The sequence below is a fragment of the Stutzerimonas sp. R40042 genome (assembly GCF_026642215.1).
In the GTDB taxonomy this organism is placed as follows: Bacteria; Pseudomonadota; Gammaproteobacteria; order Pseudomonadales; family Pseudomonadaceae; genus Stutzerimonas; species Stutzerimonas frequens.
Map to the genome: position 1 here is coordinate 1,931,424 of NZ_CP113258.1, position 17,413 is coordinate 1,948,836.

The 17,413-nt window shown below is 60.6% G+C and carries 15 protein-coding genes and 2 tRNA genes; 15 read left to right on the forward strand and 2 right to left on the reverse strand.

Annotated features, from left to right (window positions below):
* Positions 1-19: 19 nt before the first annotated feature.
* The 10 genes from OUY36_RS09270 to OUY36_RS09315 all read left to right on the forward strand — a co-directional run bounded on the left by OUY36_RS09270 (position 20) and on the right by OUY36_RS09315 (position 11,993).
* A complete protein-coding gene (locus OUY36_RS09270) occupies positions 20-1,030 on the forward strand; it encodes an aspartate-semialdehyde dehydrogenase (protein WP_267937717.1) in 1,011 nt (336 codons plus the stop codon).
* Between the two features lie 144 nt (positions 1,031-1,174).
* The gene (locus OUY36_RS09275) at positions 1,175-3,940 is read left to right on the forward strand and encodes a FimV/HubP family polar landmark protein (protein WP_267937718.1); all 2,766 of its coding nucleotides are present in this window, start codon (positions 1,175-1,177) and stop codon (positions 3,938-3,940) included.
* A 4-nt stretch (positions 3,941-3,944) separates the two neighbouring features.
* Positions 3,945-4,805 (forward strand): tRNA pseudouridine(38-40) synthase TruA, encoded by an 861-nt coding sequence (gene truA / locus OUY36_RS09280; RefSeq protein WP_102841367.1) that lies wholly within the window; start codon positions 3,945-3,947, stop codon positions 4,803-4,805.
* Between the two features lie 78 nt (positions 4,806-4,883).
* Positions 4,884-5,507, forward strand: coding sequence for a phosphoribosylanthranilate isomerase (locus OUY36_RS09285; RefSeq protein WP_267937719.1), 624 nt, complete (start codon positions 4,884-4,886; stop codon positions 5,505-5,507).
* A gap of 215 nt (positions 5,508-5,722) precedes the next feature.
* Entirely contained in the window at positions 5,723-6,616 is an 894-nt protein-coding gene (gene accD, locus OUY36_RS09290; protein ID WP_267937720.1) for an acetyl-CoA carboxylase, carboxyltransferase subunit beta, read from the forward strand.
* The gene (gene folC, locus OUY36_RS09295; RefSeq protein WP_267937722.1) at positions 6,613-7,923 is read left to right on the forward strand and encodes a bifunctional tetrahydrofolate synthase/dihydrofolate synthase; all 1,311 of its coding nucleotides are present in this window, start codon (positions 6,613-6,615) and stop codon (positions 7,921-7,923) included. The genes accD and folC overlap by 4 nt, the downstream gene beginning before the upstream one ends.
* A complete protein-coding gene (locus OUY36_RS09300) occupies positions 7,907-8,521 on the forward strand; it encodes an SPOR domain-containing protein (RefSeq protein WP_267937723.1) in 615 nt (204 codons plus the stop codon). The genes folC and OUY36_RS09300 overlap by 17 nt, the downstream gene beginning before the upstream one ends.
* 97 nt (positions 8,522-8,618) lie before the next feature.
* The gene (locus tag OUY36_RS09305) at positions 8,619-9,164 is read left to right on the forward strand and encodes a CvpA family protein (protein ID WP_267937724.1); all 546 of its coding nucleotides are present in this window, start codon (positions 8,619-8,621) and stop codon (positions 9,162-9,164) included.
* A 68-nt stretch (positions 9,165-9,232) separates the two neighbouring features.
* A complete protein-coding gene (gene purF, locus OUY36_RS09310; protein ID WP_063543519.1) occupies positions 9,233-10,738 on the forward strand; it encodes an amidophosphoribosyltransferase in 1,506 nt (501 codons plus the stop codon).
* Positions 10,739-10,781: 43 nt separating this feature from the next.
* Positions 10,782-11,993 carry an O-succinylhomoserine sulfhydrylase gene (locus tag OUY36_RS09315; protein WP_267937726.1) on the forward strand — a complete coding sequence of 404 codons (1,212 nt, stop codon included), beginning with the start codon at positions 10,782-10,784 and terminating at the stop codon, positions 11,991-11,993.
* A 97-nt stretch (positions 11,994-12,090) separates the two neighbouring features.
* On the opposite strand, the gene gspD is transcribed toward OUY36_RS09315, so the two are convergent.
* Positions 12,091-14,031, reverse strand: a complete 1,941-nt coding sequence (gene gspD, locus OUY36_RS09320; protein ID WP_102841361.1) for a type II secretion system secretin GspD — start codon at positions 14,029-14,031, stop codon at positions 12,091-12,093.
* 3 nt (positions 14,032-14,034) lie between these two features.
* Complete coding sequence (locus OUY36_RS09325; protein WP_267937727.1) at positions 14,035-14,670, reverse strand: type II secretion system protein N; 636 nt, start codon at positions 14,668-14,670, stop codon at positions 14,035-14,037.
* A 254-nt stretch (positions 14,671-14,924) separates the two neighbouring features.
* On the opposite strand from OUY36_RS09325, the gene OUY36_RS09330 reads away from it, so the two are divergent.
* The 5 genes from OUY36_RS09330 (at position 14,925) to OUY36_RS09350 (ending at position 17,305) form a co-directional block, all read left to right on the forward strand.
* Positions 14,925-15,000 (forward strand) — tRNA-Val (locus OUY36_RS09330).
* Between the two features lie 37 nt (positions 15,001-15,037).
* A tRNA-Asp gene (locus OUY36_RS09335) sits at positions 15,038-15,114 on the forward strand.
* Between the two features lie 634 nt (positions 15,115-15,748).
* Positions 15,749-16,291 (forward strand): c-type cytochrome, encoded by a 543-nt coding sequence (locus tag OUY36_RS09340; protein ID WP_267937728.1) that lies wholly within the window; start codon positions 15,749-15,751, stop codon positions 16,289-16,291.
* 13 nt (positions 16,292-16,304) lie between these two features.
* On the forward strand, positions 16,305-16,760 hold the full coding sequence (locus tag OUY36_RS09345) for a DUF305 domain-containing protein (protein WP_110777390.1): 456 nt from the start codon (positions 16,305-16,307) through the stop codon (positions 16,758-16,760).
* Positions 16,760-17,305, forward strand: a complete 546-nt coding sequence (locus tag OUY36_RS09350; protein ID WP_155736442.1) for a hypothetical protein — start codon at positions 16,760-16,762, stop codon at positions 17,303-17,305. The genes OUY36_RS09345 and OUY36_RS09350 overlap by 1 nt, the downstream gene beginning before the upstream one ends.
* Positions 17,306-17,413: the final 108 nt, after the last annotated feature.

The following is a 17,413-nucleotide window of genomic DNA, read 5'->3' on the forward strand; positions in this document are numbered from 1 at the left end:
TTAATGCGTGGAGGTGACGATGCCCACAGGTGTCGGTGTTGCGGTCGTAGGTGCGGTTAGCTTGATAGGCGAAGCGCTGGTCGAGGTGCTCGAGGAAAGGGCATTTCCGGTTGCCGAGCTGCATTTGTTAGATGGCACCGAGAGTGTCGGGCATACGGTGCCATTCAAAGGCCGAAATCTGTGTGTAGGCGAGGTGGATCGCTTCGAATTCACTCGAGCGCAATTGGTGTTTTTGGTTGGTGCCTCTGCATTGCTGAGCGAGTGCCGCGTCAAGGCGTTAGCGGCTGGCTGCCGAGTCGTCGATCTGTCAGCCTCGATTCCCGTCGAGCAGCAGCTATGCGTGGTGCCAGACGTCAACGGCGTGCTGCTCGACGCGTTGCCGGAACAGTGCGCCGTTGCAAGTCCACTGCCTGAATCGGTCGCCCTGGCCATCGCATTGAAACCGATCCAGCAACAGCTGGAGTTGCATCGCGTGACTGTTACAGCCTGTCTACCCGTGTCCAGCCATGGCTCGGCAGGCGTGAGGGAGCTTGCCCGACAGACCTCCGAATTGCTCAATGCACGACCTTTGGAGCCGCGGGTATTCGGTCGGCAGGTGGCTTTCAATATGCTCGCACAAGCCGAGGCGGTCGACGCGCAAGGATATGGATTGCAGGAGCGGCGCCTGGTTGAGGAGCTTCGTCAGCTCTTGGATATGCCGGAACTCGCTGTCTCTGTTACGTTCGTTCAGGCTCCGGTGTTCTTCGGAGAGAGCCTCGTCGTCTCGTTGCAGGGGCGGGTCGAGGCCGATATGCAGGCGCTGTCCGCAGCCCTTGAAGCGGCGCAGGGGGTTGAGCTGGTGGAGTCGGGCGATTATCCGACAGCGGTTGGCGACGCGGTCGGGCAGGATGTGATCTATGTCGGAAGAGTTCGTCGAGGCATCTGTGATCCACGGGAAGTCAATTTGTGGATTGTGTCTGATAACGTGCGAAAAGGCGCAGCGCTGAATGCTGTGCAGTCTGGTGAGTTGTTGATAAAAGACTATCTGTAAAAGATACTTACTGGTAATTCAAAGATTAATTCTAGCCGGTGCGCTGAACGGCTTATCGCTGATGGGGAGCCACCGCCAGGTGGCGCGGGCAGTGACATAAGACCCTCTCGTAGTACGAGAAAAAGATAAACAAGGGATTAAATAATGGTTCGGGTTCGCAATCTGGTGCTGGCAATCGCGGCTGCTACCGCGCTGACTACAGAAATGGCCCATGCGCTTGGGCTGGGAGAGGTCACGCTTCAGTCGTCATTGAATCAACCGCTGATCGCAGAGATCGAACTGCTCGATGCCAAGAACCTGGCTCCCGGCGAAGTCATACCAGTGCTTGCGTCTCTGGAGGATTTCAATCGAGCGGGTATTGATCGTCAGTACTTTCTGACGGACCTGAAATTCACTCCGGTACTGAGGCCAAACGGAAAGAGCGTCATTCAGGTTTCCTCCAGCAAGCCGGTGCGTGAGCCTTACCTTAATTTTCTCGTAGAAGTGCTGTGGCCAAACGGGCGCTTGCTTCGCGAGTACACCCTGCTTCTCGATCCGCCACTCTACTCGCCGGAAACGGCCGCAGCCGCGGCTCCCCAGCTGCCCATTTCCTCCGCCCCGGCCCGGGCTGCCGAGCCGCTGCGAGCGGCCCCGATTCGTCCGGCGGCTGCGCCTTCCGCGCCGGTATCCGTCGCGAATGCTGCGCAATCGGGTGATGAATATCGCACCTCTGCCCGCGATACGCTCTGGGATATCGCCGAGCGTAACCGGGGTGAGGGCACGGTCCATCAGACGATGCTGGCCATTCAGGACCTGAACCCGAATGCCTTTATCGATGGCAACATCAATCGAATGAAAAGCGGGCAGGTGCTGCGCCTTCCTGACGCGGGACAGATATCCAGCCGCTCGCAGGCGGAGGCGATCAGCCAGGTTGCCGAGCAGAACGCCGCTTGGCGTCAGGGTCGAAGCGGCGCAGTGGCAGCTGCGCGCCAGCTGGATGCAACGCGTCGTACCGAGGCCGGCGCAACGCCGTCGCGTAGCGATTCTGGAGATAGCCTGCGCCTCGTCGCAGCCGATGCCGGCAAGTCAACCGAAGGGTCCGATACCGGGGCTGGCGATGGTGGCAAAGCGTTGCGCGACAAGCTCGCGGTAACTCAGGAAAGCCTGGATTCCAGTCGCCGTGAAAACGATGAGCTGAAAGATCGCCTGAACGATCTGCAGGGGCAGTTGGAGAAGTTGCAGCGTCTGATGCAGCTGAAGGATGACCAGTTGGCCAAGCTCCAGGCGCAGTTGGGCGCAGAGGGGCAGGCCGCTGAGACGAGCGAGGCGGCTCCGACAGACGCTGCGACCCCGTCGGCAGCGGTCGATGGCGACACAGCACCCGTTGAGCAGAACGCTGCAAACGCCCCGCAAGATGATGCTCAGGCCGATGCTGGTGCAAGCGTAGGAGAGTCGACTCCGGCTGTGGCTCCATCTCCAGCTCAGCCCCAGGCCGCCAAGCCTGCCCCGAAGCCTGCCAAACCCGCTGCACCTGCAGTCGAGCCGGAGCAGCGGGGCCTGATCGATGATCTGATGTCAAACACTCTGCTGCTCGGTGTGTTGGGCGGAAGCGCGCTGCTGTTGCTGCTGGTCGGCCTGATGGCTCTTTCGCGTCGAAATGCGATGCGGGAAGCCGAGTTGCAGGAAAGTCTTCTGGCGGAGAGCGCGGTGGATGATCTGCAGCTTGGCACGCCTGGGTTCGTCGACGTTGGTCAGGAGCGCCCCCAGGAAACGGTCTTTCAACCCGTCAACACGCCGGCGCCTGCTGGCAACGAACTAACCCCCGCAACTGGTGATGCGCTAGCGGAGGCGGACATCTACATCGCCTATGGTCGCTTCAACCAGGCTGCAGAGCTTCTGCAGAATGCACTCAACGATGAGCCTCATCGCAGCGATCTGCGCCTGAAACTCATGGAGGTCTATGCGGAGCTGGGGAATCGCGAGGGTTTCGCCCGTGAAGAGGCCGAGTTGCGTGAGATCGGTGGCGCCACTGCGGAAGTCGAGCAGCTGAAGCACAAGTATCCGTCGATGGCCGCAGCTGTGGGCGGTGCTGCAGCGGGCATGGCTGCAGCGCAGGTGGACATGAACAGCCTCGATCTGGACGATTTCCAGCTTGATGAGCCGGCAGTTCCCGCTGCCAGCAAGAACCTGAATGATGAGTTCGATCTTAGCCTGGATGATCTGGATATCGATCTGAATGACGAGCGTCCGGCCTCCTTGCCTGCGGATGATTCGTTGAATTTTGACGATCTGATGTTGGACGAAGAGTTGGAGGTTAAGTCCACGGAGCAGCCTGCGATCAACGACTTCAGCCTGGGGCTGGAAGAGGACGAGCAGCCTTCGAAGACCGAGCAGGAGGAACTGACCGACTTCTCCTTCGGCACTGAAAGCGCTGCGGACAACTCGGTTGAAGAAGATGATTTTTCGCTGAGTCTCGAAGACGAAACACCCGCCGGTGCGCCGATTGAATTCGATAGCGATGAGCTTGATTTCGAGCTGACTGAACAAGCTGCTGCCGAGACCGAGACGCTGCCAGAAGGCTTCGACATTTCCCTGGAGGAGCCAGAGCAGGAGCAAGGCGCTCGATCGGACAACTTTGCAGCGCAGCTGGATGAAGTTGAGGCTGACATCGAGGACCTATCGAAGGATCTAGACGAGCCGACGCCGGTACCGGTAGCCGAGCAGGGCGATGTCCACCCCACCGCGGAGCTGGACGAGGATTTCGACTTCTTCTCCGATACAGACGAGACCACCACCAAGCTGGATCTTGCCAGGGCCTACATTGACATGGGGGATGCCGAAGGTGCCCGCGATATCCTCGATGAGGTGATGTCCGAGGGTAGCGATGTTCAGCAGCAGGAGGCGCGCGACATGCTCGCCAAACTCGCCTGATCCTATGAACCAAGCAGTACCCGAAGCGGCAGCCGAAATGGCTGCCGTCGGCGTTTCCAGAATCGCTCTCGGCGTTGAGTACAAGGGGGCCCGATACCGTGGCTTCCAGCGCCAGCGCGCCGGTGTGCCGTCCATTCAAGAGTCACTTGAGACAGCGCTGACCAAGGTCGCGGGTGGCCACCGTGTCACGCTCAGCTGCGCGGGGCGCACGGATGCGCTGGTCCACGCCAGCGGTCAGGTAGTGCATTTCGATACGCCCGTTTCGCGCAGCATGCATGCATGGGTCATGGGCGCGAACATGAACCTGCCTCCGGACATAAGCGTTACCTGGGCAAAGGAGATGCCGCTGCATTTCGATGCGCGCTTCAGTGCCATGGCGCGCCGATACCGCTACGTGATCTACAACGATCAGATCCGTCCTGCGCATCTAGCAGAAGAAGTTACCTGGAATCACCGTCCGCTGGACATCGAGCGGATGCGTGCAGCTGCCGTTGCCCTGGTGGGTACGCACGACTTCAGTGCATTCCGCGCGAGGCAGTGCCAGGCCAAGTCGCCGATCAAGACAATTCATCATCTGGAGCTGCTCGAATACGGCCGGCTGATCGTCATCGATGTCAGGGCCAATGCCTTTCTCCATCACATGGTGCGCAATTTTGCCGGTGTGCTCATGACCATCGGTGCCGGTGAGCGTCCGGTGGAGTGGGCGTCGCAAGTGCTTGAGTCGCGAGTTCGCCGCACCGGTGGGGTAACGGCACATCCATATGGTCTCTATCTGGTCGAAGTGGACTACCCGGAAGAGTTCGAGCTACCGAAGCGCTATCTCGGACCGCATTTTCTTTCCGGCCTGCCGGACGTTCGCTGCTGATGAATGCCCGCGGCGATTCGCTTGCAGCTGACATGGCTTTTGTTACCATCCTGTTTTTCCGTGACAGGTAGAGTTCCGTTGCCGATCGTTCGCAGCAAGATATGTGGCATCACCCGTATCGAGGACGCCTTGGCCGCTGCGGCGGCGGGCGCTGATGCCATCGGCCTGGTCTTTTATCCCAAGAGTCCCCGGGCGGTCAGCCTGCAACGGGCGCGCGAGATCATCGCAGCCTTGCCTCCTTTCGTTACGACGGTCGGGTTGTTCGTCAATGCCAGCCGGTGTGAGATCAACGAGACGCTCGATGCGGTTCCACTGGATATGCTGCAGTTCCATGGGGACGAATCACCGGACGCATGCGAAGGCTTTCACCGCCCGTGGTTCAAGGCGCTGCGAGTCGGTAACGGCGAGGATGTCGCTGCTCAGATTGCTCGCTACGGCAATGCTAGTGGCATCCTTCTGGATACCTTCGTGGCTGGCGTGCCGGGCGGAACGGGCGAGCGCTTCGACTGGTCACTTATCCCCCCTTCATTGCCCAAGCCGTTGATTCTTGCTGGAGGGCTGACCGTAGAGAATGTCCAGCAGGCAATAGCCCAGGTCCGGCCATATGCGGTGGACGTCAGTGGCGGTGTGGAGCAGGGCAAGGGCATCAAGGATGCGGCCAAGGTTGCAGCCTTTATCGACCGTGTGCGGTCGACTATGTGACGCCTGGATGGTCGTGACCGTCCAGTAACGAGTCGCTGGTGAGCCCAGCGCACCGATTGGTGGTGGTCTCTTCCGGCAGGAAGAGATCGAATATGGCGGTTGCGCTCATGCGCATCGCTTACGCGTCTGGCGAGCGTTTGCATGCTCCGGTCGCAACGATGAATCTACCTGCGGCGCGGGTGCGCGGCAGGAATGAAGCTTTGGAGAACAAGAGCATGAGCAACTGGCTGGTAGACAAGCTGATCCCTTCGATCATGCGCTCGGAGTCGCAGAAGAGTTCGGTGCCCGAAGGCCTCTGGCACAAATGCCCATCCTGCGAGGCGGTTCTGTATCGTCCCGAACTGGAAAAGACGCTTGATGTATGCCCCAAGTGCCAGCATCACATGCGCATCGATGCCCGTACTCGTCTGGACATCTTCCTCGATACCGAGGGGCGCGAAGAGATTGCCGCCGATCTCGAACCGGTCGACCGTCTCAAGTTTCGTGACAGCAAGAAGTACAAGGATCGCCTGACTGCCGCTCAGAAGCAGACCGGTGAAAAGGACGCCCTGATCGCCATGAGCGGCAAGGTGGTCAATGTCCCTGTGGTTGCCTGTGCCTTCGAGTTCTCTTTCATGGGTGGCTCGATGGGTGCGATCGTCGGCGAGCGTTTCGTTCGTGCCGCCAACGTGGCACTGGAAAAGCGCTGCCCGCTGATCTGCTTCTCCGCGTCCGGCGGCGCACGGATGCAGGAGGCTCTGATCTCGCTGATGCAGATGGCCAAGACCTCTGCAGTCCTGGCTCGCATGCGCGAGGAAGGCCTGCCTTTCATCTCCGTCCTGACTGATCCGGTCTACGGCGGCGTTTCCGCCAGTCTGGCCATGCTGGGTGATGTGATCGTCGCAGAGCCGAAGGCCCTGATCGGCTTCGCTGGCCCGCGGGTAATCGAACAGACCGTGCGCGAAAAGCTGCCGGAAGGCTTCCAGCGTAGCGAGTTCCTGCTGGATCACGGCGCTATCGATCTGATCATTCCGCGTTCCGAGTTGCGTGCTCGTCTGTCGCGCCTGTTGGCGCAGATGCAAAAACTGCCGTCACCGAGCGAACCTGCCCAGGTAGCGGCTACTGCATGACCACCCGGAGCCTGGCCGACTGGCTCGCCTATCTTGAGCAACTGCATCCGACTGCCATCGACATGGGCCTGGACAGGGTTCGTGCGGTGGCAGCGCGGCTTGGTCTGATGCGGCCGGCTCCGCTGGTAATTACCGTTACCGGCACCAATGGCAAGGGCTCCACTTGTGCCTTCCTCGCGTCGCTGCTTCGCAGCGAGGGTCTCGAAGTCGGCGTTTACAGCTCACCGCATCTGCTGCGCTACAACGAGCGCGTACAGCTCGGGGGCGTGAATGCGAGCGATGAGCAGCTCTGCGAAGCCTTTGCCGCTGTGGATGGCGCCCGTGGCGACATATCGCTGACCTACTTCGAAGTCGGGACGCTGGCGGCATTCTGGCTCTTCGAGCGGGCAGGGCTAGGGCTGGACGCGGTGGTATTGGAAGTCGGCCTTGGTGGCCGGCTGGACGCGGTCAACATCATCGATGCCGACCTGGCGGTGATTACCAATATTGGTCTCGATCATGCCGACTGGCTGGGTGATAGCCGTGAAAGCGTGGCGTACGAGAAAGCCGGGATTCTGCGCGAAGGTAGACCAGCGCTGTGTGGCGATCTTGAGGTTCCAGCACCATTGCTTGAGCGCGCCAAAGCGCTGATGGCACCGTTGTTCTTGCGTGGGCGTGATTTCGATCTGGCGATCGATGCTCGGACCTGGCATTGGCGCGGCGTCGATGCAGCGGGCAAGCCGCTAGAGTTGCACGGGTTGCCACAGCTGTCGTTGCCCATGGAGAACGCGGCGCTTGCGCTACAGGCCTTTGCCTTGCTGGGGCTGTCCTGGGATGCCGAGCGCATTGCCGGTGCGCTGCAACGGACGCACGTGACCGGGCGCTTGGACCGGCGGTACGTCATGCAGAACGGCCAGCGCATCTCGCTATTGCTGGACGTAGGACACAACCCTCACGCTGCCGGCTTTCTTGCTCAGCGGCTCGGACAGCGACTGATCACGGGGCAGCGGTTGGCTGTGTTCGGCCTCCTTGCAGACAAGGATCTGGCTGGCGTGCTCGATGCCCTGAGCCCGCAGATCGCACAATGGGCGGTCGCGCCGCTGCCTACCACCCGTTCGCGGTCAGCGGCACAGCTGGCTGCGGCACTGGTTGAGCGTGGTGCTTCGGTCAGTCAGTATGAGAGCATCGAACAGGCTCTCGTCGCGCAGTGCAGTAAGGCTGATTCTGGCGATGAAGTGCTGGTCTTCGGATCGTTCTTCTGTGTCGCTGCGGCGCTCGAATGGCTGGAACAACAGGCAGGGGAAAGTGGGCATGGCATTGCTGGATAAGGGATTGCTGCAACGCATGGTCGGCGCGTTGGTGCTGATCGCCATAGCGGTCATTTTCGTGCCGATGCTGTTCAATCGGCAGGACGACCTTCGCCATGTCACGGTCGATGCGCCCAGCATTCCCGCCGCACCGGTTGTTGCCGATATCCAAATGCAGCCGGTCGAGGTGCCTGAGGCGAAATCGGCCCCCGAGGGCTTTGAAATCATCGAGGAAGAGGGCGACGCGACTGCCGCCACGGCTGAAGACCCGGTGCCAGCTCCGGTCGAGCCGCTTGCTCCGGCTGATCCTGCTCCGGCTCCTGCGTCATCGGCACCAGCGGAGTCGCAGAAGCCGGAGCCGCGGCTGGACAACAATAACCTGCCGGTCAGCTGGTCGATTCAGCTGGCAAGCCTATCCAATCGCGCGAGTGCGGAAAGCCTGCAGCAGACGTTGCGTTCGCAAGGCTACAACGCCTATATCCGCACCGCTGACGGGATGAATCGCGTCTTCGTCGGGCCGCTGGTTGAGCGCAGCGAAGCGAACCGCCTTCGCGATGTGCTGCAGCGTCAGCAGAAACTCGATGGTTTCGTGGTGCGCTTCAAGCCCGAAGAGGGTTGACCTGTAGGGCCGGCTGTCGCCGTTTGATCGGTGTCGCGATCAGCTCACCAGCGTTGACGCAACCAGTGCGTACCCGTGGCGCCTACGCTCTGCTAAAATGCGCGGCCTTTCCCCCTTTGTAGAAGACATCGTGGCATTCACCTGGGTCGATTGGACCATCATTGCCGTCATCGCTGTTTCCAGTCTGATCAGTCTCAAGCGTGGTTTCGTCAAGGAAGCGCTATCGCTGGTCACCTGGATCGTTGCCGGCGTGATCGCCTGGATGTTCGGCGGTGCCTTGTCTCACCATCTGGCCGAGTACATCAGCACGCCCTCGGTGCAGGTTATCGCAGCGTGTGCCCTGTTGTTCGTGGCGACCCTGCTGGTGGGCGCGCTGGTGAATTTCCTGATCGGCGAGCTGATCAGGGTGACGGGGCTGTCAGGGACCGATCGTTTTCTCGGAATGGTGTTTGGCGCTGCGCGAGGTGGTCTGTTGGTGGTGGTGCTTGCAGGGCTGCTCAGCCTGGCACCGGTCCAGCAGGATGCCTGGTGGCGCGAATCGGCATTGCTGCCGCATTTTCTACTGATCGCCGATTGGTCGAAGAACCTGATTCTCGGGTTCAGCGGCCAGTGGGTCGCCGGTTCGCTCAACCCGGCCGGTTGAGTATTTTTCCCGGATGCTCGGTCTGCCTGCGCATTCGGCCAGCTTGTAATAACTGAGGGGTTCCTTGCATGTGTGGCATTGTCGGCATCGTCGGTAAGTCGAACGTCAATCAGGCGCTATATGACGCGCTTACCGTACTGCAGCACCGCGGCCAGGATGCAGCCGGTATCGTGACCAGCCACGACGGTCGCCTGTTTCTGCGCAAGGACAACGGCCTGGTGCGCGACGTATTCCAGCAGCGCCACATGCAGCGCCTGGTTGGCAACATGGGCATCGGCCATATCCGTTACCCCACAGCCGGCAGCTCCAGTTCGGCCGAAGCCCAGCCGTTCTATGTGAACTCGCCGTACGGCATCACCCTGGCGCACAACGGCAACCTGACCAATGTCGACCAGCTGACCAAGGAGATCTACGAGTCGGATCTGCGCCACGTGAACACTAGCTCAGATTCCGAGGTGCTGCTCAACGTGTTCGCCCACGAACTGGCCGTGCGCGGCAAGCTGCAGCCGACCGAAGAAGACGTCTTCGCCGCCGTCAGCAAGGTCCACGAGCGTTGCCGCGGTGGTTACGCCGTGGTGGCGATGGTGACCGGTTATGGCATCGTCGGGTTCCGCGACCCGAATGCAATTCGCCCGATCGTCTTCGGCCAGCGCCACACCGACGAAGGCGTCGAGTACATGATCGCTTCGGAAAGCGTGTCACTCGATGTGCTCGGCTTCACCCTGATTCGCGACCTGGCGCCGGGTGAGGCGGTGTACATCACCACTGACGGCAAGCTGTTCACCCGCCAGTGCGCGGACGCGCCGAAGCTCGCGCCATGCATCTTCGAGTACGTCTATCTGGCGCGCTCCGACTCCCTGATGGACGGCGTTTCGGTGTACAAGGCGCGTCTGCGCATGGGCGAGAAGCTGGCCGACAAGATTCTGCGCGAGCGTCCGGACCACGATATCGACGTGGTCATACCGATCCCGGATACCAGCCGCACCGCGGCGCTGGAGCTGGCCAACCGGCTCGGCGTGAAGTTCCGCGAAGGATTCGTCAAGAACCGCTACATCGGCCGTACTTTCATCATGCCCGGCCAGGCTGCACGCAAGAAGTCGGTGCGCCAGAAGCTCAATGCCATCGATCTGGAGTTCCGCGGCAAGAACGTCATGCTGGTGGACGATTCCATCGTGCGTGGGACCACCTGCAAGCAGATCATCCAGATGGCCCGCGAAGCCGGGGCGAAGAATGTCTACTTCTGCTCGGCGGCGCCGGCGGTGCGCTACCCCAACGTATACGGCATCGACATGCCCAGTGCCCACGAGCTGATCGCGCACAACCGCACCACCGAGGAAGTGGCCGAACTGATCGGTGCCGACTGGCTGGTCTACCAGGATCTGGAGGACCTGATCGATGCGGTAGGCGGCGGCAAGGTCAAGATCGAGAACTTCGATTGCGCGGTGTTCGACGGCAACTACATCACTGGCGATATCGACGAGGTCTACCTGCAGAAGATCGAGCAGGCACGCAACGATCTGAGCAAGGCCAAGACCAATGCGGTCAGCGCGATCATCGATCTGTACAACAACTGATCCATGCCGGACGCGGCAAAGCTGCGCCGGCTGAGGCAAGACTATGACCATTGAATGGGAAGCCGGACGGCTCGATAGCGATCTCGAAGGGGTCGGACTCGATACTCTCGCAGTGCGCGCCGGCCAGCGCCGCACGCCGGAGGCCGAGCATGGTGAGCCGTTGTTCTTCACCTCCAGTTACGTGTTCCGCAGCGCCGCCGACGCGGCTGCTCGCTTCGCCGGCGATGTGCCGGGCAACGTCTACTCGCGCTACACCAATCCGACCGTGCGGGCATTCGAGGAGCGTATCGCCGCGCTGGAGGGTGCCGAGCAGGCCGTCGCCACCGCTTCCGGAATGGCAGCGATCCTCGCCACCGTGATGAGCCTATGTTCGGCTGGTGACCATGTACTGGTTTCGCGCAGCGTGTTCGGCGCCACCGTCTCGCTGTTCGAGAAGTACTTCAAGCGCTTCGGTGTGCAGGTCGATTACGTGCCGCTCACCGATTTCGCTGCATGGGAATCGGCCTTCAAGGAGAACACCAGGCTGGTGTTCGTCGAATCGCCGTCCAACCCGTTGGCGGAGCTGGTGGATATCGCTGCGTTGGCGCAACTCTGCCATGACAAGGGCGCCATGTTGGCAGTGGACAATTGCTTCTGCACGCCGGTGCTGCAGCAGCCGTTGGCGCTGGGCGCGGATATCGTCATTCATTCGGCGACCAAGTACATCGACGGGCAGGGTCGCTGCCTGGGCGGCGTGGTAGCCGGGCGCAGCGAGCAGATGAAGGAAGTGGTCGGCTTTCTGCGCACGGCCGGGCCGACGCTCAGTCCGTTCAATGCCTGGGTGTTTCTCAAGGGCCTGGAAACATTGCGCCTGCGCATGCAGGCCCATTGCGCCAGTGCTCAGACGCTTGCCGAGTGGCTGGAGCAGCAGCCGGGTGTGGAGCGCGTGTACTACGCTGGGTTACCAAGCCATCCCCAGCATGAGCTGGCCAAGCGTCAGCAGAAGGGCTTCGGCGCGGTGCTGAGTTTCGAAGTGACCGGAGGCAAGGCGGGCGCCTGGCGTTTCATCGATGCCACCCGGCTGATCTCGATCACTGCCAACCTGGGCGACAGCAAGACCACCATCACCCATCCCGGCTCGACCACCCATGGTCGGCTGTCGGCCGAGGATCGCGCGACCGCGGGCATCAGCGACAGCCTGATACGCGTTGCGGTGGGTCTGGAAGACGTGGACGATCTCAAGGCCGACCTGGCCCGCGGGTTGGCCGCACTCTGAGCCACCGCACCATCCCATAGCGGCACCGTTCGACTGCCGCTGTGGGGTTGGTTGCCTCATCCCCTGCTGAACACGCAACGCCGCCAGGCGCCGTCGGTTACTGACGTAGATCGATGGCCGGTGCGGGCTCGCCTCGGCCATCGAACAGCTGCGTAGGATTGGCCGGAAGGATGGTCGGACTGGCCGAATCGGTCTCGATCACCCGGATATCGCTGTACTTCTTCCCGGACAGCGCGGCGAGCCCGGCGCGATCGCGTATCACCGTCGGCCGCAGGAAGACCATCAGGTTGCGTTTGACGTGAGTCTCCTGTGTGGAACGGAATAACGCGCCGAGCAGGGGGATATCGCCGAGCAGCGGTACCTTGGCGTTGGTCCGCGTCACGTCGTCCTGGATCAGGCCCCCGAGGACGATAACCTGGCCATCCTCGGCGAGGATGGTGCTCTTGATCGAGCGCTTGTTGGTCACCAGGTCGACGGCCTGTGCCGTCAAACTGGCACTTGGGGCGATAGACGATATTTCCTGCTCGATCTGCAGGCGCAGGGTGGCCCCCTCGTTGATGTGCGGTGTGACCTTGAGCGTCACACCGATGTCCTGGCGCTCGATGGTGGTGAACGGGTTGTTCGCTCCCGCCGAGTCGGTGGTGTAGGAGCCGGTCTGGAATGGCACATTCTGGCCGACCAGGATCTCCGCTTCCTGGTTGTCGAGGGTCAGCAGGCTGGGTGTCGACAGCAGATTGCTCTTGCTGTTGGAGGACAGTGCGGTGATCAGGGCACCAAAACTGCGCGTACCGACGCCAATGATCGCGCCGTCTGGCAGCTCGCTGGGGATTTCGTTCTCATTGATCGCATTCAGTACGCTTCCGACCGAAATGCCGGTGTTGCCGAAGCTTACGCCGCCGGCGCCGCCAGTACTGCCGCGGGCGTCGATGGCCCACTGCACGCCGAGCGCATCGGTGATGTCGCCCGAGACTTCGACGATGGCCGCCTCGACCATGACTTGCGCGCGCGGAACGTCCAGCTGCCTGACGATGCTTTCCAGCGTACCGATCAGCTCGGGATCGGCCAGCAGCACCAGCGCATTCAGGCTTTCATCGGCACGAATCAGGATGTTCTGCGACCGCCCAGTACCGCTGCCAGCCTCGCCAGTGTCCGGGTTCTGCAGGCCTTCGGAGATGTCGCCAAGTGTTTCGGCAAGGGATTTCGCATCGTTGTGGCGCAAGCGGATGACGCGAGTATTGGCCGAACGGGTGGCTGGCGTGTCGAGTGACTGAGCCAGTGCGGCGAGTTTGCCCCGTGCCTCGCGTGGGCCGATGAAGATCAGTCGATTGGTGCGCGAATCGGCAATGATCTGCACGCCCGGTGCACTTTTGGCTTCGCCGCGGATCATCGCGTTACGTAGGACCTCGGCAATATCGACCGCCCAGCCATGGCGCAGGTTGAGCACGCTGTAGTCGTTGCTTTCGGCCTGGTCGAGCTGGTCCACCAGATCCTGTATGCGCGCGATATTGGCGCTGCGGTCGCTGATGATCAGCGCGTTGGCCGATGAAACGGCTGCGAGATGGCCGTACTGCGGAACCAGTGGGCGGATCAGGGGTATCAGCTCGGCGGCGGAGGTGTGTTGCACCTGGATTACCCGGGTCTCCAACTGGTCGCCGCCGGTCGGCCCACCTCCGGCTTCCGCCTTGGCTTCGGCGTTCGGTATGACCCGCGCGACATCACCTTGAGTCAGTACGCTGAATCCATGCGTCGCCATTACCGAAAGGAACAGCTGATAGACCTCGCTCAGCGACAGGGTCGCATTGGATACCACGCTGACCTGGCCCTTCACCCGCGGATCGACGATGAACGTCTGGCCGCTGAGCTGGCTGATCTGATCAATGAACGCGCGGATGTCGGCGTCCTTGAGGTTGATGGTCCAGCCGTCTTGCTGATTCGGACTCGGTTCGATACCCGGTTCGGCTGCGATCAAGGGCAGCGGGGCGGCCAGCAGGCCGGTGGCTAGCAGGGCAAGCAGTGAGCGCGAGAAAGGCTTCGGCATCGGTCAATCGTCTTCCATGGGCTGGTCGTTGGAGGGTGCGGCGTCAGGCTGGATGACGGCTTCTTCCAGCTGCTGGCGCAGGGCGTCCATCTGTTGCTGCATCAGCTGCGACTCGTCCGTCGCGAGTTCGCCATTGGCTGTTTCTTCCGGATAGGTCGGCTCATTCGGAACGTAGGCTGGCGATCGAGTTTCGGGAAAATGCAGCACCTCTACGGTGCCGTTGCGCAGCAATTCCACATGGTTGGGATAGACCTTATGCAGGCTCACGCCATCCTGCAGGTCCTGTCCCTGCCAGTACAGCTTCGGTGGCTGCCCATCGACCTGGACGATGGCGCTCGATCGCTCTGGCTCGATGTGCACGAAGCTGCCACGTAGGGTGAAACCGCTGGCGGCTGCCGAGGGCGCATAGGCGTCGGAGGGCGCGGCCGAGCCGAACAGGATCTCCAGCCGCTGCATGTCTGGTCCGCTCGCGCCGCCGACGTTCTGCTCATAGATATCTGCCGGCGCTGGCGCACGGCTCAGATCCAGCCACTGCTCGAGCCGGGTGGCCAAGTAAACGGCGTAGATACAAAGGAGCACGATGCTGGCAAGCAGTGGGACGTGTTGACGGTAATTGCGCAGTTTTCCCGGCAATGGCAAGCGAAATACTCCGTGGCGCTCTTGTTGTAGGTTCCCTGGGCGCGGGGCTGTTGTCAGGCGTTACAGCATTTCTAGATCACTTTTGACGATACCGCAGCCGAAATTTCAGACAATCCGGGTGAGCGGATGGTGCCCGAACAAAGTTACAAAGCGATGCGGCAGTCTCAGTTGACCACGCTTGGGTAAAAAAAATTCAATGCTGCTGTTGACTTAGCTTAGGGGGGTGAGTAAATTGCGCGCCTCGCAAGGCGATCGGCTGATTAGCTCAGCTGGGAGAGCACCTGCATCACACGCAGGGGGTCGGCGGTTCGATCCCGTCATCAGCCACCAACCTTTGTGAGATTTCGGACGAAAGTCCGGCCGACGCGCAGCGGTAGTTCAGTCGGTTAGAATACCGGCCTGTCACGCCGGGGGTCGCGGGTTCGAGTCCCGTCCGCTGCGCCATATTACTCAGTTCACTTCCTATGGACGTGATGAGACAAGAAAAGCTGCCCTAGGGCAGCTTTTTTTGTGTCCGCTGTTTGGCCCTTGCGTAATTCTTGCGGCAGATCTTTTATCGTCAGTGCTCGCGTCGGCGGCGTATGGCCAGCAGGGCCAGCGTACAACCATCGTTGCGCTCGAAGTGGCTGGCCGCGGCAACCAACAAGATCCAACTCAGCTACCGAGCGCTCTATCGATGCCGCTGCCGCTGTCTGCGGACAGCCTGTGCCCCACAAAGTCGGTTTGAGCAGTGCTCCAGTTCGATGAATGGTGCGTCTCTCGTCAATAGCACGCGCATGATCCAGTCCGTCCGTCTTGGCTCTGAAAGATCGCGGTCTCACCGGTTATAGCGTACGGCCAAAGGCGCCACCGGCTCTCGCTCGATCAGACAATACAGCCCCTGCAGCGATCAGTCTGCACATAATTCAAGAATATAGATAGTCGACTAACTAGAAGATCGGTTAGAGCTGACCAATAGCGTTTTGCCTCGCCTGCCTAGATTACTTTTTTGTAAGGTAACTATTTGTTGGCAACTATGCGCCGTGTTGTTTTGTCTATGCCTCAGGCGCCGCTGATTAACCTAGAGGCATAATCACTTATGCAAAAAACTCAGAGTTCCTTGCTAAAAGGCTTAGTGGTTGGGCTTGTATTGGCCGCTTTGCTTGTTTTGTCGCTGGTATTGCTAGTTGCATATACCGGTGCATACAACGTTGCCGCTTCTCAAGATCACTCACCCTTTGTTCGCTGGGTATTGACCACCACCATGGAGAACTCAGTGGCAGCCAGAGCGGAGGGCCTGGACGTGCCGGAACTCTCCGAGCAGCAGATCGCGGCCGGTGCAGAGCATTACAAGGCGATGTGCCAGCACTGCCATGCAGGCCCAGGCGTGGAACGCGCCGAGTGGGCTCGAGGCCTTTTACCGCAACCACCGCATCTCGTCGAGGAGGCAGCACATTGGCAGCCGAACGAGGTGTTCTGGCTGATCAAGCATGGCGTGCGTATGTCGGCGATGCCGGCTTTCGGCGAAACGCATGACGATGGAGAGCTCTGGAATATCGCCGCTTTCGTGAAACAGCTGCCTGGCATGTCTGCCAGCGAATATGCCGCGCTAGGTCAGCAATCAGGTACGCACGGGAACTGAAAGGAAAACGATGATGCAGATGTCTTATTGGCGCTTCGCCGCCATGATCGCAACTTCTACAGTCGTCATGTTCGGCTTGATGTATTTGAATACTTACGCATTCGAACATGTATTTTGGAGCGAGACCCGCGCCTGGATGGCGCTGTTGATGGGTGCTGTCATGGCCGTCATCATGCTGAGTTTCATGCTGAGCATGTATCAGAAAAAGCGGATCAATATCGCTATATATATCGGCAGCGTCGTTGTATTTGCCCTGACGCTCTGGTTGGTCCGTAGCCAGGCTACCGTTGGTGATGCCGAATATATGAAAGCCATGATCCCCCATCACTCGATTGCGATCATGACCAGCGAGCGCGCGCAAATTACCGACCCGCGGGTTCGCAAACTGGCCGATGAGATCATTGCGGCTCAGCGTCGTGAAATATCGGAAATGAAGTATCTGATCAACGAACTTGAGAGGGTCGACTGATGCGTCTTCATCTGCACCGGAGCGGCCAGGGTTCGCTCGCTTGTAAATTGCTTGCGCCTCTCGCGGTTCTGTCGCTGGCCGCCTGTGGCGATCCCGCGCCTGGAGAGGGTGTTGAAAAGCCGCTGATGAGCGACCCGTCACCGAAGATGGTCGGTGCGCGTGAAGCGGTGGGCACGCCCGACATCCCAACCATCGATCCGCAGACGCTGGACGCTGCCGAAATCGAGAAAGTGCTGGGTGTAGGCCCGCGGTGTGCTTTCGCCTACACAGCGGAAAGCAAGCCCGTGGCGGTTTTTCAGGTGACTGGCGATAACGCCGGCCAGGGGGTAGTGAAGATCCATGGCCGATTGGTAAAGCTTGCGGGGCATGAGGCTGAAGTCGGTGGTTTCACACTGAGTGGTGACGGTATGTCGGTCAGGATCGAGCCAGCGGGCGAAGGGGGCGATTCAAGGCCGGCCGAACAGCGTGAGGCCGACATGCTGTTCGAGCTGGAGCAGGGCCTGCACGTCGGTTACCGTGGCTGGTATCGCTGTACCAGCCCCTGACCGATGCGAGCCCGCGATCGGTACCAATGCCAGCCATACTTGCAACGAGCAGCCGGAGTTCACCAAGCACCGGCTGCTCGCTTGTGTTCGAGCGGTAACGACCGGTAA

Bases quoted from the DNA above. Each gene is read 5' to 3' on its own strand.
- OUY36_RS09305 (WP_267937724.1), top strand. From the start codon at position 8,619: ATGCGCGGCCTTTCCCCCTTTGTAGAAGACATCGTGGCATTCACCTGG.
- OUY36_RS09300 (WP_267937723.1), top strand. From the start codon at position 7,907: ATGGCATTGCTGGATAAGGGATTGCTGCAACGCATGGTCGGCGCGTTG.
- OUY36_RS09345 (WP_110777390.1), top strand. From the start codon at position 16,305: ATGCAGATGTCTTATTGGCGCTTCGCCGCCATGATCGCAACTTCTACA.
- OUY36_RS09270 (WP_267937717.1), top strand. From the start codon at position 20: ATGCCCACAGGTGTCGGTGTTGCGGTCGTAGGTGCGGTTAGCTTGATA.
- truA (WP_102841367.1), top strand. From the start codon at position 3,945: ATGAACCAAGCAGTACCCGAAGCGGCAGCCGAAATGGCTGCCGTCGGC.
- purF (WP_063543519.1), top strand. From the start codon at position 9,233: ATGTGTGGCATTGTCGGCATCGTCGGTAAGTCGAACGTCAATCAGGCG.
- OUY36_RS09315 (WP_267937726.1), top strand. From the start codon at position 10,782: ATGACCATTGAATGGGAAGCCGGACGGCTCGATAGCGATCTCGAAGGG.
- accD (WP_267937720.1), top strand. From the start codon at position 5,723: ATGAGCAACTGGCTGGTAGACAAGCTGATCCCTTCGATCATGCGCTCG.
- gspD (WP_102841361.1), bottom strand. From the start codon at position 14,031: ATGCCGAAGCCTTTCTCGCGCTCACTGCTTGCCCTGCTAGCCACCGGC.
- folC (WP_267937722.1), top strand. From the start codon at position 6,613: ATGACCACCCGGAGCCTGGCCGACTGGCTCGCCTATCTTGAGCAACTG.
- OUY36_RS09350 (WP_155736442.1), top strand. From the start codon at position 16,760: ATGCGTCTTCATCTGCACCGGAGCGGCCAGGGTTCGCTCGCTTGTAAA.
- OUY36_RS09340 (WP_267937728.1), top strand. From the start codon at position 15,749: ATGCAAAAAACTCAGAGTTCCTTGCTAAAAGGCTTAGTGGTTGGGCTT.
- OUY36_RS09275 (WP_267937718.1), top strand. From the start codon at position 1,175: ATGGTTCGGGTTCGCAATCTGGTGCTGGCAATCGCGGCTGCTACCGCG.